Annotated in this window: 28 protein-coding genes; 25 read left to right on the plus strand and 3 right to left on the minus strand. The window is 70.0% G+C overall.

Going from position 1 to position 26383, the window contains the following annotated elements:
- The 9 genes from AC1DXK_RS22645 to AC1DXK_RS22685 all read left to right on the plus strand — a co-directional run.
- Positions 1-755: molybdopterin-dependent oxidoreductase (locus tag AC1DXK_RS22645; RefSeq protein ID WP_477299134.1), on the plus strand; the 755-nt coding region annotated here is incomplete at its 5' end.
- An 11-nt stretch (positions 756-766) separates the two neighbouring features.
- Positions 767-1099: a SorB family sulfite dehydrogenase c-type cytochrome subunit gene (gene sorB, locus AC1DXK_RS22650; RefSeq protein WP_457107758.1), complete on the plus strand. Its 333-nt coding sequence runs from the start codon at positions 767-769 to the stop codon at positions 1097-1099.
- 23 nt (positions 1100-1122) lie between these two features.
- Positions 1123-2226, plus strand: coding sequence for a YeiH family protein (locus AC1DXK_RS22655; protein WP_457107759.1), 1104 nt, complete (start codon positions 1123-1125; stop codon positions 2224-2226).
- Between the two features lie 640 nt (positions 2227-2866).
- Complete coding sequence (locus AC1DXK_RS22660; RefSeq protein ID WP_457107760.1) at positions 2867-3478, plus strand: HdeD family acid-resistance protein; 612 nt, start codon at positions 2867-2869, stop codon at positions 3476-3478.
- Positions 3479-3556: 78 nt separating this feature from the next.
- Positions 3557-3799, plus strand: coding sequence for a hypothetical protein (locus AC1DXK_RS22665; protein ID WP_457107761.1), 243 nt, complete (start codon positions 3557-3559; stop codon positions 3797-3799).
- Positions 3800-3906: 107 nt separating this feature from the next.
- Positions 3907-6036, plus strand: coding sequence for an alkyl/aryl-sulfatase (locus tag AC1DXK_RS22670; protein WP_457107762.1), 2130 nt, complete (start codon positions 3907-3909; stop codon positions 6034-6036).
- A gap of 94 nt (positions 6037-6130) precedes the next feature.
- On the plus strand, positions 6131-7180 hold the full coding sequence (locus tag AC1DXK_RS22675; protein WP_457107763.1) for a patatin-like phospholipase family protein: 1050 nt from the start codon (positions 6131-6133) through the stop codon (positions 7178-7180).
- Positions 7181-7513: 333 nt separating this feature from the next.
- Positions 7514-7738: a hypothetical protein gene (locus AC1DXK_RS22680; protein WP_457107764.1), complete on the plus strand. Its 225-nt coding sequence runs from the start codon at positions 7514-7516 to the stop codon at positions 7736-7738.
- A gap of 220 nt (positions 7739-7958) precedes the next feature.
- The gene (locus AC1DXK_RS22685; protein ID WP_457107765.1) at positions 7959-9182 is read left to right on the plus strand and encodes an FAD binding domain-containing protein; all 1224 of its coding nucleotides are present in this window, start codon (positions 7959-7961) and stop codon (positions 9180-9182) included.
- On the opposite strand, the gene AC1DXK_RS22690 is transcribed toward AC1DXK_RS22685, so the two are convergent.
- The gene (locus AC1DXK_RS22690) at positions 9179-9613 is read right to left on the minus strand and encodes a cupin domain-containing protein (protein WP_457107766.1); all 435 of its coding nucleotides are present in this window, start codon (positions 9611-9613) and stop codon (positions 9179-9181) included. The two genes, AC1DXK_RS22685 and AC1DXK_RS22690, sit on opposite strands and share 4 nt — an antisense overlap.
- Before the next feature lie 111 nt (positions 9614-9724).
- Positions 9725-10456, minus strand: coding sequence for a TetR/AcrR family transcriptional regulator (locus AC1DXK_RS22695; RefSeq protein WP_457107767.1), 732 nt, complete (start codon positions 10454-10456; stop codon positions 9725-9727).
- A 98-nt stretch (positions 10457-10554) separates the two neighbouring features.
- On the opposite strand from AC1DXK_RS22695, the gene AC1DXK_RS22700 reads away from it, so the two are divergent.
- The 9 genes from AC1DXK_RS22700 to AC1DXK_RS22740 all read left to right on the plus strand — a co-directional run bounded on the left by AC1DXK_RS22700 (position 10555) and on the right by AC1DXK_RS22740 (position 19858).
- Positions 10555-11427, plus strand: coding sequence for an FAD binding domain-containing protein (locus AC1DXK_RS22700; protein WP_457107768.1), 873 nt, complete (start codon positions 10555-10557; stop codon positions 11425-11427).
- Complete coding sequence (locus AC1DXK_RS22705) at positions 11417-11932, plus strand: (2Fe-2S)-binding protein (RefSeq protein WP_457107769.1); 516 nt, start codon at positions 11417-11419, stop codon at positions 11930-11932. The genes AC1DXK_RS22700 and AC1DXK_RS22705 overlap by 11 nt, the downstream gene beginning before the upstream one ends.
- Entirely contained in the window at positions 11929-14313 is a 2385-nt protein-coding gene (locus AC1DXK_RS22710) for a xanthine dehydrogenase family protein molybdopterin-binding subunit (RefSeq protein ID WP_457107770.1), read from the plus strand. Before AC1DXK_RS22705 ends, AC1DXK_RS22710 begins: the two co-directional genes overlap by 4 nt.
- A 242-nt stretch (positions 14314-14555) precedes the next feature.
- Positions 14556-15800: an ABC transporter substrate-binding protein gene (locus AC1DXK_RS22715; RefSeq protein ID WP_457107771.1), complete on the plus strand. Its 1245-nt coding sequence runs from the start codon at positions 14556-14558 to the stop codon at positions 15798-15800.
- 34 nt (positions 15801-15834) lie between these two features.
- The gene (locus tag AC1DXK_RS22720) at positions 15835-16734 is read left to right on the plus strand and encodes a branched-chain amino acid ABC transporter permease (protein ID WP_457107772.1); all 900 of its coding nucleotides are present in this window, start codon (positions 15835-15837) and stop codon (positions 16732-16734) included.
- Positions 16731-17783: a branched-chain amino acid ABC transporter permease gene (locus tag AC1DXK_RS22725; protein WP_457107773.1), complete on the plus strand. Its 1053-nt coding sequence runs from the start codon at positions 16731-16733 to the stop codon at positions 17781-17783. The genes AC1DXK_RS22720 and AC1DXK_RS22725 overlap by 4 nt, the downstream gene beginning before the upstream one ends.
- On the plus strand, positions 17777-18595 hold the full coding sequence (locus AC1DXK_RS22730; protein ID WP_457107774.1) for an ABC transporter ATP-binding protein: 819 nt from the start codon (positions 17777-17779) through the stop codon (positions 18593-18595). Before AC1DXK_RS22725 ends, AC1DXK_RS22730 begins: the two co-directional genes overlap by 7 nt.
- Entirely contained in the window at positions 18592-19332 is a 741-nt protein-coding gene (locus tag AC1DXK_RS22735) for an ABC transporter ATP-binding protein (protein ID WP_457107775.1), read from the plus strand. The genes AC1DXK_RS22730 and AC1DXK_RS22735 overlap by 4 nt, the downstream gene beginning before the upstream one ends.
- Positions 19333-19381: 49 nt before the next feature.
- Positions 19382-19858 (plus strand): SRPBCC family protein, encoded by a 477-nt coding sequence (locus tag AC1DXK_RS22740; RefSeq protein WP_457107776.1) that lies wholly within the window; start codon positions 19382-19384, stop codon positions 19856-19858.
- Positions 19859-20089: 231 nt separating this feature from the next.
- Here AC1DXK_RS22740 and AC1DXK_RS22745 read toward each other — a convergent pair whose 3' ends face one another.
- On the minus strand, positions 20090-20947 hold the full coding sequence (locus AC1DXK_RS22745) for a winged helix-turn-helix transcriptional regulator (protein WP_457107777.1): 858 nt from the start codon (positions 20945-20947) through the stop codon (positions 20090-20092).
- On the opposite strand from AC1DXK_RS22745, the gene AC1DXK_RS22750 reads away from it, so the two are divergent.
- The 7 genes from AC1DXK_RS22750 to AC1DXK_RS22780 all read left to right on the plus strand — a co-directional run.
- Positions 20942-21673, plus strand: coding sequence for a VOC family protein (locus AC1DXK_RS22750; RefSeq protein ID WP_457107778.1), 732 nt, complete (start codon positions 20942-20944; stop codon positions 21671-21673). The two genes, AC1DXK_RS22745 and AC1DXK_RS22750, sit on opposite strands and share 6 nt — an antisense overlap.
- A 31-nt stretch (positions 21674-21704) precedes the next feature.
- Positions 21705-22223 carry an SRPBCC domain-containing protein gene (locus AC1DXK_RS22755; protein WP_457107792.1) on the plus strand — a complete coding sequence of 173 codons (519 nt, stop codon included), beginning with the start codon at positions 21705-21707 and terminating at the stop codon, positions 22221-22223.
- 5 nt (positions 22224-22228) lie between these two features.
- Positions 22229-22909, plus strand: a complete 681-nt coding sequence (locus AC1DXK_RS22760; RefSeq protein ID WP_457107779.1) for a dihydrofolate reductase family protein — start codon at positions 22229-22231, stop codon at positions 22907-22909.
- Positions 22910-23060: 151 nt separating this feature from the next.
- Positions 23061-23444, plus strand: a complete 384-nt coding sequence (locus AC1DXK_RS22765) for a VOC family protein (protein WP_457107780.1) — start codon at positions 23061-23063, stop codon at positions 23442-23444.
- A gap of 729 nt (positions 23445-24173) precedes the next feature.
- Entirely contained in the window at positions 24174-24686 is a 513-nt protein-coding gene (locus AC1DXK_RS22770) for a hypothetical protein (RefSeq protein ID WP_457107781.1), read from the plus strand.
- A 208-nt stretch (positions 24687-24894) separates the two neighbouring features.
- Entirely contained in the window at positions 24895-26013 is a 1119-nt protein-coding gene (locus AC1DXK_RS22775) for an efflux RND transporter periplasmic adaptor subunit (RefSeq protein ID WP_457107782.1), read from the plus strand.
- Between the two features lie 4 nt (positions 26014-26017).
- A partial coding sequence (locus tag AC1DXK_RS22780) for an efflux RND transporter permease subunit (RefSeq protein WP_477299143.1) occupies positions 26018-26383 on the plus strand: 366 nt, incomplete at its 3' end.

The raw sequence follows: 26383 nt of genomic DNA on the forward strand, positions 1-26383 counted from the left end.
ACGGCGCCATGGGCTGCGCCCGCTGGACCGGCGTGCCGCTCAAGGCCGTGCTCGACAAGGCCGGCGTGAAGGCCGGCGCCGTGCAGGTGTCCTTCGAGGGCCTCGACGGACCGGTCCTGCCCGAGACGCCGGACTTCGCCAAGGCGCTGACCCTCGACCACGCCCGGGACGGCGCGGTGATGCTGGCCTGGGGCATGAACGGGGCGGATCTCCCCTGGCTGAACGGCTTCCCGCTCCGCCTCGTGGTGCCGGGCTATTACGGGACGTACTGGGTCAAGCACCTCAACGGTATCGCCGTCCTCGATCACCCCTTCGAGGGCTTCTGGATGAAGACGGCCTACCGCATCCCCGACAACGCGTGCGCCTGCACCGAGCCCGGCAAGGCGCCGGACAAGACCGTGCCGATCGGCCGCTTCAACGTCCGCTCCTTCGTGACCAGCCTCGCCGACGGCGCGCAGGTCAAGGCCGGGCGCGTGCCCCTGCGCGGCATCGCCTTCGACGGCGGATCGGGCATCAAGGCGGTGGCGGTCTCGACCGACGACGGCAGGACCTGGAGCACGGCGCAGCTCGGCCCGGATCTCGGCCGCTACGCCTTCCGCACCTGGACCGCGGAGGTCGACCTGGCGCCGGGCGCCCATGCCCTGCGGGTACGGGCCACGGGCAACGACGGCGACACCCAGCCGATGGAGCCGCGCTGGAACCCCGCCGGCTACATGCGCAACGTCGTCGAGACCACCCGCGTCACAGCGGCCTGAGGAGGATCGACATGCTGAGGTCCATCGTGCTGCCCGCCACGGCCGTCGCGCTCGCGGCCGCCCTGGCGGGAACCGAAGTCCGCGCCGCGCCCGAGACCTACGCGCTGCCGGAGCCCACGGCCCAGTTCCGGCCGGCCCCGGAGGCCGCGCACGCCGCCGGCTTCCAGGCCGCGCAGGAGAACTGCCTGACCTGCCACTCGGCCGACTACGTCGCCATGCAGCCGCCGAAGAAGGGGCAGGCGTTCTGGGACGCCGAGGTCGCCAAGATGATCAAGGTCTACCGGGCGCCGATCACGGAGGCGCAGGCCAAGGCCATCGCCGCGTATCTCGGCGCGACCTACTGAGCGCCGGACAGGGAGGCGACGCCATGACCGCCAGGATGGCCAGCCGCGCCGCGGCCGAGATCGCGCCCGCCGGCCGCGGTCGCGCCTGGGCCGGTGCGGCGGGCAGCCTGCTGCCGGGGCTCGTCCTGTGCCTCGTCCTCACGGTGGTGGCGCAGGCGCTCCAGGCCGGCGAGGAGCGCCTGACCGGCCATCCCTACGTCGAGGCCCTGGTCCTCGCCATCCTGATCGGCACGGCTTTGCGCACCGTCTGGATGCCGGGCGCGCGCTTCAAGGCCGGGATCGCCTTCTCGGCCAAGCAGGTGCTGGAGGTGGCCGTCACCCTGCTCGGAGCCTCGGTGAGCCTCGGGGCGATCGTCGCGTCGGGTCCGGCGCTGCTCGCCGGCATCATCGGGGCGGTGGCGCTCACCATCCTGGCGAGCTGCGCCATCTGCCGCGGCCTGGGTCTGCCGGTGCGCATGGCGCTGCTGATCGCCTGCGGCAACGCGATCTGCGGCAACTCGGCCATCGCCGCGGTGGCGCCCGTCATCGGCGCCGACAGCCGGGACGTTGCGGCCGCCATCGCGTTCACGGCGGTGCTCGGCGTGCTGATGGTGTTGGGGCTGCCGCTGTTCGTTCCCCTGGCCGGCTTCGGGGAGCACCAGTACGGCGTGCTGGCGGGGCTCACCGTCTACGCGGTGCCGCAGGTGCTGGCCGCGACCGTCCCGGTGAGCCCGCTCGCCACGCAGGTGGGCACGCTGGTCAAGCTGGTCCGGGTGCTGATGCTCGGACCGGTGGTGCTGGCCCTCTCGCTCCTCGCCCCGCGCCTGCCGGCGGACGACGCTGCCAAGGCCGCCCAAGGGTCCGCGCCGGCCCGGCCCGGGTTCTTCAAGCTGGTGCCGTGGTTCATCCTCGGCTTCCTGGCGCTGGCCACGCTGCGCTCGCTCGGACTGATCCCGGATGCCTGGATCGGCCCGCTCTCCCGCTTTGCCGGCTTCCTCACGATCATGTCGATGGCGGCGCTGGGCCTCGGGGTCGATGTCCGCGTGCTGGCCCAGGTCGGCGGCCGGGTGACGCTGGCCGTCACCGCCTCGCTCCTCGTGCTGCTGGCCATCGCCGTCCTGCTCATCCGCGGCCTCGGAATCGGTTGAGGCGCCGCCGACGACCGGGCTCAGGCCGGCCGCTGCGCCGAGGCCGTGCAGGCCCCCACCGGCGGGCGTGTCGAAGGCGCCTGCGTCTGCATCATGCTCGGACGGACTGCTTCGACCGCCTCAAACTCACGACAGCCTCTGGGACGCACGTCACATCCGTTCCGCGCTGATCGTCATCGGCGCAACGGTCGCCGATTTGCGGACGCCGAAGGCGGGCCGCGCACGAACCGCCTGTCCGAACCGGGGACGTGCCTTCGGCGGTTGGCATGACCGGAGCGGATGCGAAGCCGAGCGTCCGTCCGGCGCGCTGGCGTGACGTGGTCTGGCTGGATGCGGTCCGTCGCCTCGCAGGCGGCCGAAACGGCCCAGCGGACACATCGGACGCGGACCAGTCACGCGTGACCGCATGCAGAGTGTCGGAGGATTGACCTTCGAACGCCTCCACTGCCCTCGGGCGGTTCCTTTTTCTCGTTCGGTTTCGGAGATGCTTGGCCGATTGTCGGACCAACTGTCGATAAAATAAGCGGGATCTTATTTGATCCAGATCAACGCCCCTTCCGATGGGTCCTAAGCTTATCGATCGGCAATCAAAACGGAATGCGACCGAGCAAAGACGGACAACCGCGACAGGAGGTGTCTCATGAGCAGGACGGCGACCTTTGGAACCCTCCCCGCGCAGACGGGCCATGCCCGCGGGTGGTTCATCGCGGTCGGCACCGCGCTGCTGGTCCTCGGCATCGTGGGCCTGTTCATGGCGGTGACCCTCACCATCGTCAGCACGCTCTGGTACGGCATCCTCCTGATCGCCGCCGGCATCGCCGAGATCGTGGAAGCGCTCACCAAACCCGCGGAGATGGAGGTCTGGCGCTCCCGCGCCGTCCGGTTCCTCGCGGGGCTGCTCTATCTCATCGGCGGTCTCTGGGCGGTCTTCCGTCCCCTTGAAGCCTCGCTCGCCCTCACGCTCGTCCTCGGCCTGACCCTGATCGCCTCGGGCGTGGCGCGCGCGCTCTGGGCGATCGTCCATGAGACGCAGATGTCCCGCGCCGCGGTGATCCTGTTCGCCCTGCTCTCGATGCTCCTGGGCGCCGCCATCATCGCGCAATGGCCGTATTCGGGTCTGTGGGCGATCGGCCTGTTCGTCTCCTGCGACCTGATCGCCGCGGGCCTGTCATGGGCCTGGATCGGCCTCTTCGGCAAGCCGCCCGTGGCGCCGGCGATCGCCTCGCCCGGCATCGGCTCGGCGGCCCGATGACCCTCTGCTGCGGACACGCCGATGTCCGCCGGCCGTCGACGTGACCACGGACATCAGCCTGCGGTTTGGAGGATGACAATGGGACCCCTGCCTCGTCGCACCGTCCTGGGTGGCCTCTCGTCGGCCGCCCTGGTGGCTACGGGCCTGCTCACGCTGCCGGGCGCCGTGGACGCCGCACCTCTCAGGGTGGAGCCCCTCGGCGGTCCGAACGGCGGCGCGCCCGTCGAGAAGGCTCGGGCCGTGGTCGTCGTCCCGCGCCGCCGCCGCCGCCGCAGGGTTTGCTGGTGGCGGCGCGGACGCCGGGTCTGCGCGTGGCGCTGATGGATGTGCCCGCGAGCCGGACCGGCCGCCCTCCTCGCGGCCCCCGGCGGCGTTCGCAGGCCGGGTCGTCTCACCGCCCGTGGCCGCGTCAGGGTTGGAACTGACCGATGTCCACACGACGCGCCTTCATCAAGACCCTCCCCGCCGTCGGGGCCGCGTTCTCCGCGGCCGGCTGTCTCATGGCGGAGGCGCGTGCCGCCGGCGGCACGGAGAACCGGCCGGAAACGCCCTTCCCGGAGCACTTCCACCCGAAGGGCAAGCCGGCATCGCCGTTCACGCGCGCGGTGCTGCGTCAGGCCCGCCAGTCTCTGCCTTTCGCGGACGACAGAGATGTCGAGGAGCAGAGACGCGGGCTGATCGCCCCCATGACCGCCATGACCATCCCGGCCGATGACGGTCACGCGGCCTGGGACATGCAGCAATTCAAGTTCCTCGAGGAGCAGGACGAGTTCGACAGCATTCATCCGTCGCTGCTGCGGATCTCGCGTCTCAACAACAATTACGGGCTCTATGAGGTCGTCCCAGGCATCTATCAGGTGCGGGGCTTCGACCTCTCGGACCTCACCGTCGTGCGCGGGCGGACGGGCTGGATCGTCTTCGATCCCCTGGTCAGCCAGGAGACCGCGCGCGCCGCCTGGGCGCTGTTCCAGGCCCATGTGGGCGAGGGGCGGCCGATCTCGGCTGTGATCTACTCCCACACCCACGGTGACCATTGGGGCGGCGTGCGCGGGATCGTCAACGAGGCGGACGTGCGGTCCGGGGCGGTGCCGGTGATCGCGCCGGCCGATTTCCTGCCCCACACGGTGGCGGAGAATGTCTACGCCGGCAACGCCATGAACCGGCGGCTCTTCTACCAGTACGGCCTGCTCCTGCCGGCGGCGCCGCACGGCTATGTCGGGCAGGGTCTCGGGCAGCGCGTCTCGGCCGGCACCAGCGGCCTGATCGCTCCGACGCGATCCGTAGAGAAGCCGATCGAGACCTTCGAGGTCGACGGCGTCCGAATGGTCTTCCAGAATACGCCCAACACCGAAGCGCCGCGGGAGATGAACACCTACATCCCCGAGATGAAGGCGCTCTGGATGGCCGAGAACGTCATCGCGTCCCTGCACAACATCTACACCCTGCGGGGCGCGCCGGTGCGCGATCCGCTGAATTGGTCGAAATACATCAATGTGGCGCTGCACCAGTTCGGGCAGGAGGCCGAAGTGATGTTCGCCTCCCACCACTGGCCCCGCTGGGGCAATGCGCGCATCCAGGAGGTTCTGCGGGCGCAGCGCGATCTCTACGCCCACATGAACAACCAAGTGCTCCACCTCGCCAACCAGGGCGTGACGATCAACGAGATCCACACCGTCTACGCGCTGCCGCAGAGCCTCCAGCAGACGTGGCATTGCCGCGGCTATCACGGGTCGCCGGAGCACAACAGCCGGGGCGTCATCCAGCGCTATCTCGGATTCTGGGACTGCAACCCGGCGACGCTGATCCCGCTGGCCCCGTCCGAAAGCGCGCCTCTCTACGTCGACATGATGGGGGGCGCGGAGGCGATCCTCGCCCGGGGACGACGCCTGCACGACGCGGGCCAGTACCTTCTGGCCCAGGAGATCGTGAAAAAGCTGGTCCAGGCCGAGCCGCACAACCAGGCCGCCAAGGAGCTGCTCGCCGACATCTTCGAGCAGATCGGCTACCAGCAGGAGAACCCCGGCCTGCGCAACAGCTTCCTGGCCGGCGCCTACGAGCTTCGCTCCGGCATCCCGGAAGGGGCGACGGCCAGTTCGAGCAGTCCCGACGTGGTGCGGGCGATGACGACCGAGCTGTTCCTGGACTTCCTCGGCATCCGCATGGACAGTCGGAAGGCCGAGGGCCTGCGCTTCACCATCAACCTGATCACGCCGGACAACGGCGAGCGGTTCATCGTCGAGCTGGAGAACGCGACGCTGACCACCATCGCGGGCTTCCAGGCCGAGAAGCCCGATCTGACCCTGACCCTCAACCGGTCGGATCTCGAGCAGACGATGGTCGGCGCCAAGACCCTGGAGGCGCACATCGCCGACGGGACCGCGCAGGTTCAGGGCGACGCGAGCATCCTGACCCGGCTGGCCGCCACGATGGTGGATTTCGATCCGCGCTTCGAGATCCTGCCCGGCACCAAGGTCCGGGGCGCCGCGGACCTGGTGCAGGCCGACCCGTACCGGGCCGATCCTTATCGGGCCGATCCTGGGCGGGCGTTCGCCGAGTAGCCGGGGACGAGCGCCCCCTCTTCGGCGGCGGTCGCGTTCCGGCCCGTCCGCGTGACGCTGGAATGCATGGCACGCGGGATGGGGGCTCGATCCGATGGCGAACGACGCGATCTCACCGGGGGCGTGCGCGGGGGATCAGGTCCTGATCGACCTGGCTCTGCAGGGCGGCGGCGCCCACGGTGCCTTCACCTGGGGCGTGCTCGACCGCCTGCTGGAGGAGCCAGGGCTCGGAATCGACGGCATCTCCGGAACGTCGGCCGGCGCCATGAACGCGGCGTTCCTCATCGACGGCTACGAGCAAGGCGGGGCCGCCGGAGCGCGCGCGGCGCTCGAGGCCTTCTGGGACGCCATCGCGCGCGCGGCCCGATTCAGCCCGCTCCAACGCAGCCCGCTCGACGTGATGCTCGGCCGCTGGACGCTCGATTACGCCCCCCTGTACCTGGCCGCGGACCTGATGGCGCGGGTGTTCTCCCCCTATGACCTCAACCCGCACGGCTTCAATCCGCTGGGGCGGATCCTGGACGCGCAGCTGGATTTCGAACGCATCGCGCGGAGCCGGATCAAGCTCTTCGTCACCGCAACGAATGTTCACACGGGCCAAGGCCGCGTGTTTCGCAACGCCGAGCTCACGGCCGACGTGCTCCTCGCCTCGGCGTGCCTGCCGACGCTGTTCCAGGCGGTCCAGATCGACGGCGCCGCCTATTGGGACGGAGGCTATTCCGGAAACCCGACGATCACGCCCCTCGTGCGCGAATGCGAGTCGCGGGACACGATCATCGTGCAGGTCAATCCGGTCGAGCGGGCACAAGCGCCGACCTCGGCGCGGGAGATCCTCAACCGGCTCAACGAGGTCTCGTTCAACGCGGTCCTGCTCAAGGAACTGCGGATGATGGCCCTGCTGCGGCAGGTCGCGCCCGCGGACGACTCGGAATGTGCCCGATGGTCGGCGATGCGCCTGCATCGCATCGCGAGCGACATCGTTGCGGGCCTTGGCGCCTCGTCGAAGCTCAATTCGGAATGGGCATTCCTGACGATGCTGCGGGACGAGGGACGCCGCTGCGCCGAGACCTTCCTGAACGCGCATCGGGCCGATCTGGGACGCCGCCCCACGTTCGACCTCGACCGGCTGCTCGACGGCGTGTGACGCGGGCAGCACCCGGCCGGGGACCGGCAACTCTGGCTTGGCCGATCCGATCCCGCGTTGATCAGGATCAATACGCTTATCGATCCCGGATATTATAAATATTCGCGCCGATGTCGGAATGCATATTTCGAGTATTTCAATATCGGTGGACTGCTGGCGGCGCTCTGGTGCCCAGCAAGTCGAAGTGGGGTGCCTGCGAGGGGTGGCGCGAGGCCCCGTATTCGGGCCGTCCGCGATCGCGGGTCGCTTTCATGTCCGGAACGACCGACCGCGTCCGGCCGGCGTCGGACACAAGGCCCGGCCCTGTGCTTATGGACAGAGGAGAGAACGCACATGAACAAGATCCGGACTCTTCGGGTGGCGCTGTTCGCCCTCCCCTTGGCCCTCCCCCTCGCCCTCCCTTTGGTCACTTTCGCCACGTTCGCGGAGGCGGCGCCGGCCGGCCCTGCGCACGCAACCGTATTGGCCGGTCCGGCGCTCTCGACAGCGGGCGTCACGATCGGCCGCCACAGGGCGCTTCCGAAGAAGAAGCGCATCCATCATCAGCGGAAACTCTAGGCGCGATCGAGCCGCGGGATCGCGCGTGCGTGCTGATCCCTGAGCGCTGGCGCATCGGTGGAACGACCCCTCCGGGGGGCGAGCGCGCGAGACGCGGGACCCGGCCGGACCTCGACACGCAGACTTCGACGCGCGCGCTGCCGCCGACCCGACTTGGTAAAGCGTTCGGTTGCCTCCATCCTGTTCGCGGACGGAACCGCTGGACCGGGTCGAGGGCGGCATGAAGCGACTGGACGTAGCGGTCATCGGCGGTTCGATCGCCGGACTGACCGCGGCATGTCTGCTCGCGCGCAGTGGGCATACCGTCTCGGTCTACGAGCGGTCGGCGAGCGCCCTCTCGAGTCGCGGGGCGGGGATCGTCACGCATCCGGGGCTCCGGTCGGTGCTGGAACGCTGCGGCAGCCGGGCCGGCGCGCGTGATCTCGGGGTGACGGTCGAGGGCCGCAGAGTCCTCGACCGGGACGGCCACGTCATCGCGGAACGCAGGCTGCCGCAGGTGCTCGCGGGCTGGGGGCGTCTCTATCGCCTGTTGCTGGATGCCCTGCCGCCGGACCGGGTCCGCTTCGGGGCGGCGCTGGCCACGGTCGACCATCGGGGCGATCACGTCGTCGCGTCCTTCGCTGACGGCCGTCGAATCACGGCGGACCTCCTCGTCGGAGCCGACGGGCAGTTCTCGACGGTGCGGGGCCAGTTCCTGAATGCCGTGACGCCGACCTATGCGGGTTACGTCGCCTGGCGCGCGGTCGTGGACGAGGCCGCCCTCTCACGCACAACCCGCGAGGCAATCTGCGGCCATTTCGCGTTCTGTCTGCCTCCGGGGGAGCAAATCCTCGGCTATCCGGTCTCAAGCCTCGAGGACGGGACCGGAGCCAAGCGGAGTTTCAACGCGGTCTGGTACAGGCCGACCCCGGAGGCCGCGCTCCACGCGCTGCTGACCGATACCGGCGGGATCCGCCATGCCCTCTCCATCCCGCCGGGCCGGATCAAGGCCGAGGTGCTGGCGGCGATGCGCGCCGACGCCGAGGGGATCCTCGCGCCGCCGTTCACCGAGGTCATGCTGCGCGCCGAGCAGCCGTTCCTGCAGGCGATCCTGGACATCGAGACGCCGACCATGGTTCCGGCCCGGGGCGTCGCCCTGATCGGCGATGCGGCCTTCGTGGCCCGTCCCCATGTCGGGATGGGCGTGACCAAGGCGATGGAGGACGCCGCCGCCCTCGTGGACGCCCTGGAGGTGGCGGGCGGCGACGTGGACGCGGCCCTCGCGGCCTTCGACCGCGCCCGACGCGCCTACGGAGCGGCGGTCGTGGCGCGGGGGCGCGATCTCGGCGCGTACCTGCAGGCGCAGCAGCGCGGGGCAGCCGAACGGATGGCGGCGGAGCGGTTTCGCAGCCCCGAGGCGGTGATGGCCGGGACGGCGGTCCCGCCGGATGTCCGCCTCGCTTAGGCCGCGCGGCGGGTCGCCTCCGCGCGGATGGCATCCGGGAGCCCCAGGGGCGGGTTCGCGCTGTCCAGGAACTCGACGGTGGTGAAGAGCAGCTCCGTGTCGCCGATATTGGCGAGGTCATGGGTCATCGACTCGCCCGGCCCGAACGACAGGTGCTGGATGTCGCCCGCGCGGTAATCGACCTCCGCGACCCGCCCGTCTCCGTACTGCGAGCGGGCGCGCCCCGCCGTCACCGCGGTCCAGAAATAGTCGAGGACGTGCGTGTGGAAGCCGATCCGCGCCCCGGGCGCCAGGACGATGGTCCAGACCCGGCAGCGCGCGTCCTCCGAGAGGAGGCGGGTGCCGACGCAGCCATTGCCGCGCGCCGCGTCGAACTCGCGCGCCAGATCCGGCGGCAGCGCCGCCAATGCCGGTTGCGATCCCTGGGTCATGGCGTTCCTCCACGCCGCAAGGCTAGCGCAGTTTTCGCGGAAGTCATCGACCCATCCGCGGATGACGGTGCCGCACGGGCTCGTCGCGCGATGTCGCCCGCGCGTCGGACCTCATGACGTCGGGTCGCCGGCGCCCGACCCGGTCCGGCTCGATCCGCTCGCCCGCTGGCCGGCGCCCAGCACCACCCGGCGATGGGTCGCGTGCAGGCCCGGCAGGGCCGCGTCGAGCATCGCGGCCCGGACCCCGTCGCGATCCGCGGCGCCGTCGATCCCGTAGACCCGCGAGCGGAGGCCGACATAGACCAGGGCGCCGTGGATGCCGAACAGCAACTCGAACTCGGCGTCGGACAGCGCCTGCGTCTGCGCGTTCGGCAGGTTCGACTCGGCCCGCATGCCCGCCAGCAACGGCGCGAAGATCCGTTCCCGGACCATGCCTAGATAGCGGCTCGGAAGATCGAAGCCCTTGAGCCCCGCCGAGACGAAGATCCGCAGCCACGCGTAATCGTCGATCCGGTGCTGATAATCGATCTCGAAGCGTCGGAAGCGTTCGAGGCACGGGAGGGCGGTGTCGCGCACCGTCGCCTCCCAGCCGGGATCCCAGCGCTTGAGATAGACCTCCTCGTAGATCCGCTCGATCAGGGCCGCCTTGGTCGGAAAGTACCGGAACAGGAGCGGCTGGGTGATGCCCAGCCGGCGGGCGAGTTCACGGGTGTGCCCGTCGAGGCCCACCTCGGCGAAGTAGTCGATCGCCCCCGCGACGATCTGGCGCTCGCGCGCCTCGGGCGTCAGCCGCCGGCCGGCCGGAGCACGCGCATCCCTGTCTGCCGGCCTGCTTGACGCCATACCGTTTTCGCCTTCTATTGAGCGAACGATCAATAAGGGCTTCCAGCCTGTCTCATCGAGGCGGTCATGGGCAAGTCCACAGGGAGGAGAAGCCGCGCGTGAAGGCGCCAGACTTCGCCTATGTGCGCCCGGCCTCGCTCGATGCGGCGCTGGCTTTGCTCGCCGAGCACGGGGAGGACGCCGTTCCCCTCGCGGGCGGCCAGAGCCTCGTCACGGCCCTCAACATGCGGCTCTCGGCGCCCGGCCTTCTGGTCGACCTCAACGCGATTCCCGAACTCGCCGGCGTCTCGGAAGCCGACGGCGTGGTGCGGATCGGCGCCATGACGCGCCACCGCGACGTCGGCACCGTGGCACTCGTGCGCGAACGCCTGCCGCTGCTGGCCGCCGCCCTGCCGCACATCGCCCATCCGGCGATCCGCAACCGTGGCACGATCGGCGGCTCGGTGGCGCTGGCCGATCCCGCCACCGAGTGGCCCGCCTGCTGCCTCGCCGCCGGCGCCACCATCGTGGTGCGCGGCCCCGGGGCCGAGCGGCGCATCGCGGCGGACGCCTTCTTCCTCGGCCTCTACACGACGGCGCTGGAGCCCGGCGAGATCGTCACGGCCGTCGAGTTTCCGGTGCCGGGTGCCGACGCGGTCTGGGGCTTCGACGAGCTGTCGCGCCGCCACGGCGACTACGCCCTCGTCGGCCTCGCGGCGACCGGGCGGCGCGGCGCGGGCGGCCTGTCGGACCTGCGCCTCGCCTTCTTCGGGGTGGCCGACCGGCCGGTCCTGGCCCCGGCCGCCGCGGCCTCCATCGAGGCGGGAGACCTCGCGGGCGCCCAGGCGGCCCTCGCCGGCGAACTCGACCCCCCGGACGATCCGACCACCAAGGCCGCGACGCGGCTCCACCTCGCCCGCGTGATCCTCGGCCGCGTGGCGGCCCGGATGCAAGGCGGCACCGCGCAGGAGGGCGGCCCCGATGGCGTCTGAGAGCCCGGACCGCGCGCACGCGGTCGCCTTCACGCTGAACGGCGAGGCCGTGCGGGCGCACGTCCCGGCCCGGATGCATCTCGGCGATTTCCTGCGCCAATCCTTCGGCCTCACCGGCGTGCATCTCGGCTGCGAGCACGGCGTGTGCGGCGCCTGCACGATCCTGGTTGACGGCCGGGCGGTGCGGTCCTGCCTGATGCTCGGCGTCCAGGCCGACGGCGCCACCGTCGAGACCGTGGAGGGCCTGACCGAGAGCGGCCGCATCCGCGACCTGCAGGACGCCTTCCACACGCGCAACGCCCTGCAATGCGGCTACTGTACCCCCGGCATGCTGGTGACGGCCGCCGAGCTGCTGGACGACGCGGACGCGACGGCTTCGCGCGCGGCGATCCGGGCGGCGATCGCGGGCAATTACTGCCGCTGCACCGGCTACCACGCCATCGTCGACGCGATCGCGGCGACCGCCGAGGCGCGCCGCAATCCCGGCCGGGAGGCCGCCGAATGAGCGCGGACCTAAGCGGCCTCACCTTTCTCGACCGGCCGAACAGCTATATCGGCCGCTCGGTCCCGCGGCCGAACGCCCGGCGCCTCCTGGAAGGCCGGGGCGTCTACGTGGACGACGTCGCCGTCGCCCGCCTCGGCCACGTCGCCTTCCTGCGCAGCCCCCACGCCCATGCCCGCATCGTCGCCCTGGAGACCGCGGACGCCAAGGCCATGCCCGGCGTGATCGCGGTGGTGACGGGCGCCGAACTGGCCGCGGTGTGCACGCCCTGGGTCGGCGTGCTCGGCCACTTCAAGGGCCTGCGCTCGGCGCCCCAGCACGCCCTGGCCCTCGACCGGGTGACCTGGGTCGGCGAGCCGTTCTGCGCGGTCGTCGCCCGCAGCCGGGCCGAGGCCGAGGATGCGCTCGCGGCGATCGTGGTCGAGTTCGACCCGCTCCCCGCCGTGGTCGACATGGAGACGGCACTCGATCCCGCGACGCCGGCGATCCACGCCGAGCTCGGCGACAACCTCGCCTTCGAGCGCGTCCTCGACGTCGGCGACGTGGATGCGGCCTTCCGCGACGCGGCCCTGGTGGTGGAGGAGACCTTCCAGTTCGGCCGGCACACGGGCGTCTGCCTGGAGCCGCGGGCGATCCTGGCGGACTGGGCGGCGGCGGACGGGATGCTCACCGTCCACCACTCCTTCCAGGCGCCGCATATGATGCAGGACATCCTGTGCAAGCACCTCGTCCTGCCGGAGGGCGCCGTGCGGGTGATCTGCAAGGATGTCGGCGGCTCCTTCGGGATCAAGGTCCACATCTACCCCGACGAGATGGCGACCTGTGCGCTGGCGCTGATGCTGAAGCGCCCGGTCAAGTTCGTCGCCGACCGGCTGGAGAGCTTCCAGAGCGACATCCACGCCCGCGACCACCGGGTCACCGCCCGGATGGCCTTCTCGGCCGCGGGCGACATCCTCGCCCTCGACATGGACGACCTCACCGGCATCGGTCCCTACTCGGTCTACCCGCGCACCAGCGCGGTCGAGGCCAACCAGGTCGTCAACCTGACCGGCGGCCCCTACCGGCACCAGCATTACCGGGCACGGGCGCGCGTCGTGCTCCAGAACAAGGCGCCGACCTGCCAGTACCGGGCGGTGGGCCACCCGATCGCCACGATGGTCGCCGAGGGGCTCGTCGATCTCGGCGCCGCCCGCCTCGGCCTCGACCCCCTGGCCGTGCGCGAGCGGAACGTCATCCCCGACGACGCCTACCCATGCGCGGGCGTCTCGGGGATCAAGCTGGAGAAGCTGTCCCACCAGGCGGCGCTCGCCAAGCTCAAGGCGATGATGGACTACGACGGCCTCAGGGCCGAGCAGGCGGACCTGCGCGCGCGGGGGATCCACCGGGGCATCGGGCTCGCGGCCTTCATCGAGATCACCAACCCGTCGGCGGCCTTCTAYGGGGTCGGCGGCGCGCGCATCTCCTCCCAGGACGGCTGCACGATCCGGCTCGATCCACAGGGCGGCGTCGTCGCGTCGGTCAGCGTCACCGAGCAGGGCCAGGGCACCGAGGGCATCATCGCGCAGATCGTGGCCACCGCCACGGGCGTGCCGATGGACAGGGTCCGGGTGATCTCGGGCGACACGCAGACGACCCCCTACGGCGGCGGTACCTGGGCCTCCCGCGGGGCCGGCATCGGCGGCGAGGCCGCGTGGCAGGCCGGCAAGGCGCTGCGCGGCAACGTCCTGGCGGTGGCGGGGGCGATCCTGCAGGCCGATCCCGGGAGCCTCGATATCCGCGACGGCGCCGTGGTGGACGCCGCCACCGGGACCGAGCGCATGCCCCTCGCGGAGCTCGGCCGCATCGTCTACTTCCGCCCGGACACGCTGCCGCCTGGCGTGCAGCCGGAATTCGTGGCGACCCGGCACTACGTGCCGAAGGACTACCCCTTCGCTTTCACCAACGGCGTGCAGGCCTCCTACGTCGAGGTCGACACCGAGACGGGCTTCGTGCGGCTGCTCAAGCACTGGTGCGTCGAGGATTGCGGGACCGTGCTCAACCCGCTCCTCGTCGACGAGCAGATCCGCGGCGGCATCGTCCAGGGGATCGGCGGCGCCTTGTTCGAGCACTGCCTCTACGACGCGGAGGGCCAACTGCTGAACGGGTCGATGGCCGACTACCTCGTGCCGATGGCCGGCGAGATGCCCGACATCGATGTCGCCCACGTGGTCTCGGCCACCGCGTCGTCCGAGATCGGCGCCAAGGGCGCGGGCGAGGCCGGCACCGCCGGCGCGCCGGCGGCGGTCGTCAACGCCATCAACGACGCGCTCGCGCCGCTGAACGCCCGGGTCGCGCGCCAGCCGGTGACGCCCGAGGTGGTGCTGGAGGCGCTGGGACTGATCTGATCACAGGAAGGATAAACCGGACAGGCTTCCCCGTCTTTGCGAGCGCAGCGAAGCAACCCAGGGCAGCGGGACGCTGCCGAACGTGGCGGCTCCCTGGGTTGCTTCGCTGCGCTCGCAAGGACGGATGGCCCTCCCCGGTCGGTACACATCGACCACGACGACGCATCGACCACCACGGGGCACGGTCCGCCGAAGAGGCCGGTCCCGACGCGGAAACGCCACGCCAACGGAGGGACGAGGGAATGGGAAGCTTCGACAGGCGCCGGCTGCTTCAGGGCAGCGCCGCCGCATCCGCGCTGGCGCTCGCCGCCCCGGCGTTCCTGCGCTCGGCCGCCGCGCAAGGGGGGCCGACCGGCGGTCCGATCCGCATCGGCTTCCCGGTGCCGCTCACCGGCGCCTTCGGGGCCGAGGCGAACGACCAGGTGCGCGCCGCCCAGCTCGCCATCAAGGAGTTCAACGAGGCCGGCGGCTTCCAGGGCCGCACCGCCGAACTCCTCGTGCGCGACGACAAGCTCAACCCCGGCGAGGCGGCGACCCGCACCCTCGAGCTGATCGAGAAGGACAAGGTCAACTTCCTGGTCGGCGGCCTCTCGGCGGCCGTGACCCTGTCGACCAACAACGTCGCCCGCGAGCGCGGCGTGATCTACAACTCGATCAGCCAGTCCGACGCGATCAACGAGGCCAAGGATTTCGGCCGCACCACCTTCCACGAGGCCCTGAACCCGCACATGACCGCAGGGGCGGTCGGCCGCTACGTCTTCCCGAAGTCGGGCAAGCGGGTCGCCTTCCTCAGCGCCGACTACGCCTACGGCCACGAGATGATGCGCGGCTTCAAGCGCGCCGGCGAGGCCTCGGGCATCGAGGTCGTGGCCGATATCCGCCACCCGATCGGCGCCTCCGACTACTCGGCCTTCCTACCCCGGATCGCCGCGCTCAAGCCCGACGTGCTGTGCCTGTGCAATTTCGGGCGGGACCAGGTCGTCTCGATCCAGCAGGCCACCGAGTTCGGCCTGAAGCGCAACACCAAGCTGGTGGCCCCGGTCCTCCTGTTCACCGCCCGCAAGGCCGGCGGCGACGCCTTCGACGGCGTGATCGGCGGCACCTCCTATTACTGGCGCCTGGAGGACAGCGTGCCCTCCGCCAAGGCGTTCAACGACCGGTTCCGCGCCGCCTATAGCGGTGCCGTGCCGTCGGATTACGGCGCGCTCGGCTATGCAGGCGTCCGCTCGGTGCTGGAGGGGGTGAAGGCCGCCGGGTCGGTCGAGACCGACAAGGTCGTGGCCGCCATGGAGGGCCTGAAGGCCGATTTCTACAAGGGGCCGCAGAGCTTCCGGAAATGCGACCACCAGTCGGTCCAGTCGGTCCTGATCGTCGAGGCGAAGTCGAAGGACATGAAGACACCGGACGACGTCTTCACGATCCTCGGCACCGAGGGACCCGACGAGCGCTTCCTGCGCGGCTGCGACGAACTCGGCCACAAGGCGTGAGGCGCGCCCTGCGAACCCGCGGGAGGGCGCGGCCTTGAGCGACATCACGATCGGCGGCTTCCCCCTCGATCTCCTCGCCCTTCAGCTCGTGACCGGCATCGCGCTGGGGGCGATCTACGTCCTCGTCGGCATCGGCCTGTCGCTGATCTTCGGGCTGATGAACGTGGTCAACTTCGCCCACGGCGCCTTCTTCATGGCCGGGGCCTATGTCGGGGTCTTCCTCTACGGCTACACCGGCAGCTTCTGGCTGAGCCTCGTCGCGGCGCCGCTGGCGATGGGGCTTCTCGGGCTCGCCGTGGAGCGGGTGCTCGTGCGCCCCCTCTACGGGCGCGGCATCGACGACCCGCTGCTCCTCACCTTCGGCCTGTCCTACGTCATGATCGAGAGCGTGCGCATCGCCTTCGGGCTGACCGGGCTGCCCTTCGGGGCGCCGCCCGAGCTGCGCGGCGCGGTCGATATCGGCATCGGCTACTTCCCCCTCTACCGCCTGTTCCTGATCGGCTTCGCGCTGGCCGTGGTGGGCGCGCTCTGGCTCTTCATCGAGCGCACGCCCTTCGGACTCGTGATCCGCGCCGGCGCCCGCGACCCGCAGATCGTACAGGTGCTCGGCATTGAGATCGCGAAGGTCTGGCTCGCGGTCTTCGCCCTCGGCTGCGCGCTCGCCGGGCTCGCCGGCATCCTCGCGGCGCCCCTCCAGGGCGTCACGCCCGAGATGGGCATCCCGGTGCTGGCCGAGGCCTTCGTGGTCACGGTGGTCGGCGGCATGGGCTCGCTGGGGGGCGCCGTCCTCGCCGGGCTGCTCGTCGGCATCGTCGTGGCGATGACGTCGCTCGTCGCCCCCGACATGACCAAGATGGCGATCTTCGCCCTCATGGCCCTGGTGCTGCTGGTGCGCCCCCGGGGCCTCCTCGGCCGGGCCGGAGCCCTCGGATGAGCGCCCGCGCCCCTGCCCCCGCCGTCACGGAGGACAGCGCCTTGCCGCCGACCTTGCCGGCGACCTTGCCGGCGGCCCGGCCGGGCTCCGGCCGGACCGGCCGCCGGCTCGCGTGGTGCGGCCGGCACCGCGTCGCCCTGACGCTCGCCTTCCTCCTCGTGTTCCCCTGGATTACGCCCTACCAGGCCCTCGCCGTGAACATCCTGGTGCTCGGCCTCTACGCCCTCGGGTTCAACCTGCTGTTCGGCTATACCGGGCTGCTGTCCTTCGGCCACGCCGCCTTCCTGGGCGGCGGCGCCTACGGCTGCGGCATCGCCATCGTCCATTTCGGGCTGCACCCGGCCCTGGCCCTCGTCGCCGGCACGCTGCTCGCCACCGGGATCGCCGCCGTCATGGGCGTGCTCGCGATCCGCACCCGCGGCATCTACTTCGCGATGACGACCCTGGCGCTGTCCATGTGCGTCTACTACGCCTTCTACCAGGCGGAGGCCTTCACCGGCGGCGAGAACGGCCTGCGCGGCATCAACGTGCCGTCGCTCGCCCTGCCGGGCTTCCGCCTCAATCTCCTCGACCCGGTGGTGAAGTACTACGCCGCGCTGGCGGTGGTCGGGGTCGCGGTCTGGCTGTTCTCGCGCCTCCTGTCGTCGCCGTTCGGGGCCGCCCTCGAGGCGATCCGCGAGAACGAGGGCCGGGCGCAGGCCTGCGGCTACGACGTGCGCCGCATGAAGCTCGTGGCCTTCGTGATCTCCGGAGCCCTGTGCGGCCTCGCGGGCGGCCTCCAGGCGATCCACCTCTCGATCGTGCCGATCGAGACGATGCACTATTCGACCTCCGGCCAGGCCGTGATGATGGCGCTGCTCGGCGGCATGGGGACCTTCTTCGGACCCTTCGTGGGGGCCGCCACCTTCGCGCTGCTGCAGGACGGGCTCGCCACCGTGACGAGCCACTGGCAGCTCTTCGTCGGCGCCATCTTCATCGCCTTCGTGCTGTTCCTGCCGCTCGGCATCTGGGGCGAGGTGCTGGCGCGCCTCAGGAGGGCCGGATGGTGAGCACCGCCCCGGTCGTCGCCACGCCCGCCACGGCGCCCGTGGCGGCCCCGCCGATCCTCGCCACGGAGGGCCTCGGCAAGCGGTTCGGGCATTTCCGCGCCCTGTCGGACGTGACGGTCGCGTTTCCGGAGGGCGGCATCACGGCGATCATCGGGCCGAACGGGGCGGGCAAGTCGACCTTCTTCAACCTGATCTCGGGCGCCTTCCCGCCGAGCGAGGGCCGGGTGCTGTTCCGGGGGCGCGACATCACCGGATCGCCCCCGCACGCCTTCGCCCGCATGGGCATCGCCAAGTCGTTCCAGATCACCAACGTCTTCCCGCACCTCACGGTGCGCGAGAACGTGCGGGTGGCCGCCCAGGCGCGGCGGGTCCGCTTCGCGGTCTTCCGGGACCGCGCGGCCTATCCCGAGCTGGCGGAGCGGGCCGAGGCGCTCCTCGGCGAGGTCGGGCTCGGCGCCCGGATGGACCGCCTCGCCCGGGAACTCGCCCACGGCGAGCAGCGCGCCCTGGAGATCGCGGTGGCGCTGGCCGCCGAGCCGAGCCTCCTCCTCCTCGACGAGCCGACCGCCGGGATGAGCCCCGAGGAGACGCGCGAGATGATGGACCTCGTGCAGCGCCTCGCCGAGACGCGGACGCTGATCCTCGTCGAGCACAAGATGAAGCTCGTCATGGGCCTGTGCCGCCGCCTCGTGGTCCTCCACCAGGGCCAGCTCCTCGCCGAGGGCAGCCCCGACGACATCCGCGCCCATCCCGAGGTGCGCCGCGTCTACCTGGGCAACACGACGGGCAGAACGACGGGCACGACCGCATGAGCGCCGCCGCCACGCAGCCGCTCCTGGCGGTCGAGAACCTGCGGGCGTGGTACGGCCACTCCCATATCCTTCAAGGTCTCTCTCTGGAGGTGCGGCCCGGCGAGATCGTCACGCTGGTCGGCCGCAACGGCGCCGGCAAGACCACGACGCTGAAGGCCATCATGGGCCTCGTGGCGAAGCGCACGGGCCGCGTGACCTTCGCGGGCGCCGACATCCTCGACCGGCCGCCCCACGAGCGCTTCCACCGGGGCCTCGCCTACGTGCCGGAGGAGCGGCGCATCGTGCCGGGGCTGACCGTGGAGGAGAATCTGCGCCTCGGGATCCTGGCGGCCAGAAGCGGTCGCGCGACGCGCCGCGACGAGGCGCGGCGGATCGAGGTGATCGCCGAGACCTTCCCGCGGCTGAAGCAGCGGCTGAAGCAGGAGGCGATCACCATGTCGGGCGGCGAGCAGCAGATGCTCGCCATCGCCCGCGCGCTGATGGCCGAGCCCGTGATGGTGCTCCTCGACGAGCCCTCCGAGGGGATCATGCCGATCCTCGTCGAGGAGATGTTCGCGCAGTTTGTCGCGATGAAGCGGGCCGGGACCACGATCCTGCTCGTCGAGCAGAACGTGGAGCTCGCCCTCGAGGTGTCCGATCGCGTCTACATCGTGGACGGCGGTGCCGTCGTCTACCACGCCCCCGCGGCCGCGCTGCGGGACGATCCGGAGATCCAGGCGCGCTACTGCGCGGTCTGAGCGCCCGCCCCGGCCCTCCGGCGGCGCGGCTTCGCGAGAGGAGACGAACATGGACATCGCCGGCGAGTACCGGATCCCCGCCGCGCGGGAGGCCGTCTGGGCGGCGCTGAACGATCCGGACGTCCTCGCCCGCTGCATCCCCGGCTGCAAGGAGCTGGTGCAGGTCTCGCCGGAGGAGATGACGGCCAAGGTCGCCCTGAAGATCGGGCCGGTCTCGGCGGCCTTCATGGGCACGGTTCGCCTGGAGGACGTGCGTCCTCCGGAGGGCTACAGCCTCGTCGGGCAGGGCAACGGCGGCATGGCCGGCTTCGCCAAGGGCCGCGCCGCCGTGACCCTCGCGTCCGAGGGCGGCGAGACGGTCCTGGCCTACACCGCCAAGGCCGAGGTCGGCGGGAAGATCGCCACCCTCGGCGGCCGGCTCATGCAGGCGACCTCGCGCAAGCTCGCCGACGAGTTCTTCGGCAAGTTCGCCGCCGAGTTCGGCGTGACCCGCGATCCGGCCGCCCCGACACCGGCCGAAGCCTAGGCCCGCACGCCCGAGCCGTCGCTCCGGTGAGGCCGAGAGAGGCGCCCGCCTCCATCGCGGCGGCGCGCGAGGTCCCTGCGGCCGTCGTCGCACGCAGGACCCGTGATCCGGCCCAGTGCGATATCCGCTTCGGAGATGCCGCAGAACTCCGCCGAACGGCCCGGATGGGCTCCGAGCTGAACGGCCGGTCCGGCGCGCAATGTCGATCCGGCCTGACCGCCTGCACGGCCCTCAACGCGTTTTGGCGGGCAGAGCGAAGAGAGCGACGAACGACCGGACGAGATCGGCCTCGCCCGCGAAGGCGAGCGTTCCGCCCGCACCGTCTTGAGCCAGCGGCGCCTTGCCGTAAATCGTGCGGCGCATCGCCATCGTGTCGCCCGTGAACGCGAGGTCGGGTGCCTCCATGACACCCCGTCTCACAACGATCTCACCACCGGCCACCGTCGCGACGAAGTCCTCGCCGGGGAAGTGAAAGGCGACCGACACGGACAGCTCCGCGGCACGTGTGCGGTCGACCAGGGCCTGAAGCGACATCATGGCCGACGCGGCCGACATGAAGAGGCGCGGATCGTGCCGGGGCGAGCGCGCCGCCCAACGCCCCAGGTCGCGCATCAGCGGCGCGGTCTCGCGGCCCCACTCCGTCAGATCGTAGACCTGCACGTTGGCCGGAGACGGCAGCTGGTAGCGCAGGACGATCCCCGCCTCCTCCAGGCTCACCAGGCGCTGCGTCAGCACGTTGGCGCTGATGCCCGGGAGGTTCGCCCGAATCTCGCCGAAGCGGCGGGGGCCGAAAACCAGCTCCCGCATGATGAGCAGCGACCAACGCTCGCCGATGAATTCCAGGGCGAGCGCCGTGCCGCAAGCGTCGTCGTACCGTCGCTCCCGCGGTGCGAATGCCTCACCAGTTATTTTTTCTGACTGCATGGTTGTCTTGTGTAACCGGAAATGCCAGCCTGGGCAAAGCGGGACCTTAAGGGGTGCCGGGACGCGGCCGATGCGCCGGTTGTCAGGGAGAAGCGCCGGATGCCAACTGTCGAGGGGACCCCCATCTGGTTCGAGCTGAATGCGGTCGACCAGGACGCGGTGCAAGCCTTCTACGCGGCTGTCGCCGGCTGGCGCATCGCACCGTCGCCGATGCCGGAGCATGGCGGCTACCGGGTCGCTGAGGCCGACGGGGAGCCCGTGGCCGGGATCCGGCAGTCGATGCCCCAAGCGCCCGGCTTTCCCGGCTGGGCGGTCTACCTCGCGACCGACGACGTCGACGCCCTGGCGTCCCGGGTGGTGGACCTCGGCGGTCGGGTCCGGTTCGGGCCCGTCGACATCCCCCATGTCGGCCGGTTCGCCATGGTGAGCGACCCGCAGGACGTTGTCTTCGCGGTGATGAAGGCGGCCCGGCCCGGCAGGAGCCGCGCCTTCGGACCCGTCCCCCTCGGGACGGAGCAGACCCTCGGCCACGGCGTGTGGATCGAACTCGCTACCCCGGATCCCGAGGCAGCCTTCGCGTTCTATGGGGCGCTGTTCGGCTGGGAGAAGCTCGGGGCCATGCCGATGGGCGGCATGGGCGAGTACGCCTTCATCGGCCGAGGCGACCTACGCCCTGGCGCGGTGATGTCGAGCGCGGCCACCGGCGCGCCGGCCCGATGGAACTGGTACGTTCACGTGGCCGACATCGATGCCGCCCTCGCGACGGTCCGCGAGGGCGGCGGCACGGTTCTCAAGGGGCCCGACCCGATTCCCGGGGGCAGCTACTCGGCCAACATCGCCGATCCGGCGGGCAACAGGCTCGGCCTCGCCGGCCCGCGCCAGGCGGCGTGACGGGAGGCGCGTGATGACGTGCGAGATGCCGATGCATGCAGGTGGGCGGCCTGATACCAGCGCCGGGCAGGCACCCACGACGATGGAGCGGACATCGGACAGGGCGTTCGTTGTCATGCGAACCGTCGATGCCCCGCCGCGGATCGTCTTCGACGCGTGGACGCAGCCGACGCTGTTCCGGCGATGGTGGGTACCCGAATCCTGCGGGGTCTCCTTGATCGCGTTCGAGGCCGAGATCCGTACGGGCGGCACGTACCGTCTGGTGATGGGCCATCCCGCCTCGGAGCAACCCATGGCGTTCTTCGGCCGATACATCGAGGTGACGCCGCACGCCCGCCTCGTCTGGACCAATGACGAAGGGGGCGCGGACGGGCACCTCACCACGGTGACCTTCGAGGACCGGGACGGCGCGACGGACGTCGTCGTGCACGAGCTCTATCCCTCGAAGGAAGCCCTCGACGCAGCCCTGGCCTCGGGAAGCCCGAGCGGGTGGGGCGAGCAATTCGCGCAGCTGGACGACCTGATCGTCTCCCCGGACGCACAGGGCTGACGGCCATGGGCAGGGTGCGCGCGAGAGGCTTCGCAGTCTCCATCGACGGCTTCGGGGCCGGCCCGGACCAGAGCCTGGAGCATCCCCTCGGGAAAGGCGGCCCGGAATTGATGCGGTGGTTCTTCCCGACACGGGCCTTCCGATCGATGATCGGGCAGGAGGGCGGGACTGACGACCGGTTCGCCGACGCCGCGATGGACGGCTTCGGCGCCTTCATCCTCGGCCGCAACATGTTCGGGCCGGCCGGCGACGATTGGGGCGGGCCGGACTGGAAGGGCTGGTGGGGCGACAACCCCCCGTATCACGCGCCGACCTTCATCCTCACCCACCACGCCCGGGCGCCCATCGTGATGGAGGGCGGGACGACCTTCCATTTCGTCACCGGGGGGATCGAGGCGGCGCTCGACCAGGCCAGGGCCGCCGCCGGCGACTTGGATGTCAAGATCGGCGGTGGTGTGTCGACGGTCCGCCAGTATCTGCTCGCGGGCGCGATCGATGACTTGCACGTGGCGGTGTCGCCTGTTGTCCTGGGCCGGGGCGAGCACCTGTTCGCGGGCATCGACCTGCCGAGCCTCGGCTATCGGGTGACGGAAACGGTCCCGACGGAGCTTGCGACCCACATCGTGCTGACGCGCGGAGCGCCGGAAGACAACCGGGCGCCGCCCCCACCTTCGGAACCCGTATGAATGCGGACGTCGGAACCGCTCCCTGCCGGCGACGGCATGGACAAGGGACGCCGACGCCTGCCGGAACGGGTGTTCCGGCAGGATCACGGGGCCGAATCGGCGTTCGGCTCCGCACAGACCGGTCAACATGCCAGCGGATGGAACGGCTGAGATGAAGGTGACTGTTTCCATCGACGTCCCGTCGATCGATGAGGGCCTGAAGTTCTTCGGTGACGTCTTTGGCTTCGTCGAGACGTCCCGTCCCCATCCCGGTTACGCGAAGCTCACTGCGGGGACTGAAACGATCGGGCTTCTCGCGAAACCGGCCGGATCCTCCCCTGCGCCGGGCAGCGGCGACCGTCGCCGGTATGAGCGCCATTGGACGCCGGTGCACATCGACTTTCGGGTCGACGACTTCGAAGGGACGCTCGCACGCGCTGTGGCGAATGGCGCAACGTCAGAGCAGGTGCACCGCGTGCCGGGCTTTCCTCCGGTCGCCTTCTGCAGCGATCCTTTCGGGCATGGGTTCTGCATCGTCGGCATCAACGAGCTCTAGACTTGCGGCAAATCGAGTCATGGGATCAATTTATTTTCACGAAGTTCCGCCCATGAAGATTCGATTTTTTGTAGAAATTGTTTCGATGGGAGTCTGATTGCTGCTCGCGATTCAATAATTGCCGATATTAGCTTCGGAAATGCCTGTAAGGACGGCTGAATGGCCAGGGTTGCCGCAAGGCCGAAGCTCGCATTTCGACTGACCGAACGCTGTTCAGCGGGGCTGCATGGCGCCCGGAGATCGCGTGCGGCAGGAGGCCGATCGACGGTATCTCGTGATCTCAAGGACAACAGTGTTCGCAGTTTCGTTCGGGCTGGCGCGGCATGCGCGATCGTCGGGTCTTCATGTCCCGCATGATCAAGCACCCTCAGCGGGACCTGCAATGATGGGCGCGATCGACCATCGCGGAGCACAGGATAGTTTCCGATAAAATTTCTCGGACTATTTTATTGGATGGCGGAAAGATAATAAGCCGAATTATATATATCATCAATGATAATATTTCGGGTTGCGGCATGAATGCGGCCGGCTCGCGGAGGTGTCGCCCGGCTGCGAATTCCTGATGATCGCCCTGTTTTCGCGAAGAAAAAGACAGCGCATAGGGGTTGGGAGGAAAGAGAATTGTTCATGGACAATTCCTGTCACCAAACCTCATCCGGGCCGGGTGACGCGTCTTCCTGCTCTGCAGAACGAGATGGATCTCGGATCCGGAAATTCGGGCGCAGATTGTTGTCGGAGATCAAGCATATCCTCGGTATTTTCTCATATCTCTGGATCATATTCGGAATCCTGATCCTTCATGAACATGCCGTCCTGTCGCGACAGGGTATTGCCTATCAATTCTATGGGCTGGCCTTCCTCAACGCGTGGATCCTGGCGAAGGTCATGCTCATCGCCGAGCATCTCGATGCCCGACCGCACCTTCAGGGCAGACCCCTGATCTATCCGATCATCGCCCGTTCCTGCGTCTTCGCGGCGGTCCTGGTGAGCGCCTACGGCCTCGAGGAGATGGCAATCGGGCTGTATCGGGGACAGGCATGGCGCGCGAGTGTGCCGGCAATCGGCGGGGGCGGCGTCTTCGGCGTCGCGGCGGTGACCCTCATCATGACCGTGGCCTTGCTGCCTTACTTCGCGTTTCGAGAACTCGGGCGCGTGCTCGGCCCCGATCGACTGCGAACCCTGTTGTTGCGCGATGGAACCGGCCTTGACCTCTCGCGTCGGGCCAACCTCGGCAGCGGTTGAGGCCCAGGACGCCGATGCGTCCCGCGGCGCGTCACGGGTCACGGTCGGTGACGCGCGGGACCGGCACGACCCGAATCCCCGGCACCGCATCGCGTAAGCTCGGTGGCTGCGTCTTCGGCCCCGGTGAGTCCCACTCGATCAAGCGAAAAGTCCGGTGCCTGCGAAGATGGGGTCGCGCGGCTTTTTCGAGCCGTCGCGAGGCTCGGTCATGGTCCGCTTCCGCTCCCTGGTGCTGGGTCTCCTGCTGACCGCCGGTCTCTGTCCATCGGTCCGCGGCGAGGGCGATCTCAATGCGGCGCTGCCGGTCGGAACGGTCGCGGCCCAGCGCAAGGCTCTCGACAAGGCGCTGGACTTCGTGGGCCGGATCGAGGCCGTGGGCCGCGTCGAGGTGCGCGCCCGCGTGACCGGCTATCTCGAGGCGGTTCTGTTCACCGAGGGCAATCCGATCAAGGCCGGGGCGCCCCTCTATCGGATCGAGCGTGACCTGTTCGTGGCCGCGGTCAAGCAAGCCGAAGGCGCCCTGGAGCGCAGCAAGGCCGCGCAGGCCCTGGCCGCCATCCAGCTGCAGCGCGCCCAGGACCTGCTCGACCGCAACTCGGGAACCGTCGTTGCCCGCGATCAGGCACGCGCCGCCCTCGATCAGGCGAAGGGCGCCGTCACGGGCGACGAGGCCAGTCTCGAGACCGCCCGCATCAATCTCGGCTACACGGATATCACCGCTCCCATCGCCGGCCAGATCGGCCGCACGAGCGTGACGAAGGGCAACGTGGTCGGGCCCGACAGCGGCGTGCTGACCACGATCGTCAGCCAGGACCCGATCTACGTCACCTTCCCGGTGAGCCAGCGCGAGTTCCTGCGCTACCAGCAAGGCGCGAAAAGCCCGGACCGCAGCAAGGTCGGCGTCAGGATCCGGTTCCAGGACGGCTCGGAATACGGCCAGCTGGGCCGGGTCGACTTCGTCAACATCAGCGTCGACCGCACGACCGACACGGTCTCGGTCCGCGCCGTCATGCCGAACCCGGCGGGCGCGCTGCGCGACGGGCAGCTGGTCCGGGTCGCCCTTCAGGTCGGCGAGCCCGAGCAGAAGGTGGTCGTGCCGCAGGCGGCACTCATCGCCGACCAGGGCGGCGTCTACGTCTTCGTCGTGGAGGACGGGCGAGCCGTGATCCGGCGCGTCAAACCCGGTTCCGGCGGCACCGGCCCGGACGCCGTCATCGACGAGGGCCTGTCCGGCGGGGAACTCGTCATCGTCGATGGCCTGCCGCGGGTGCGGCCCGGGATCCCCGTGCGGGCGAACCCGATCGCCCAGTCGGCCAGCAGGACCTGAGGCCATGGTCTCGGCGCTCTTCGTCGACCGCCCGCGCCTCTCGGTGGTCATCGCGATCGTCATAACGATCGCGGGTGCGCTGGCGTTGTTCACCATCCCGGTGGCGCAATACCCCGACATCGTGCCGCCTCAGGTTTCGGTGACGACGATGTATCCCGGCGCCTCGGCCGAGGTGGTGGAATCCACGGTCGCACAGCCCATCGAGTCGCAGGTCGTGGGCGTCGACAAGCTGCTCTACATGAAGAGCGTCAGCGGCAACGACGGCAGCTACACGCTCACCGGATCCTTCGAACTCGGCACCGATCCGGACATCAACGCCGTCAACGTCAACAACCGGGTCCAGATCGCCCTGGCGAAGCTGCCCGAGGAC

It is taken from the genome of Methylobacterium sp. P3_A11 (genome assembly GCF_056403155.1).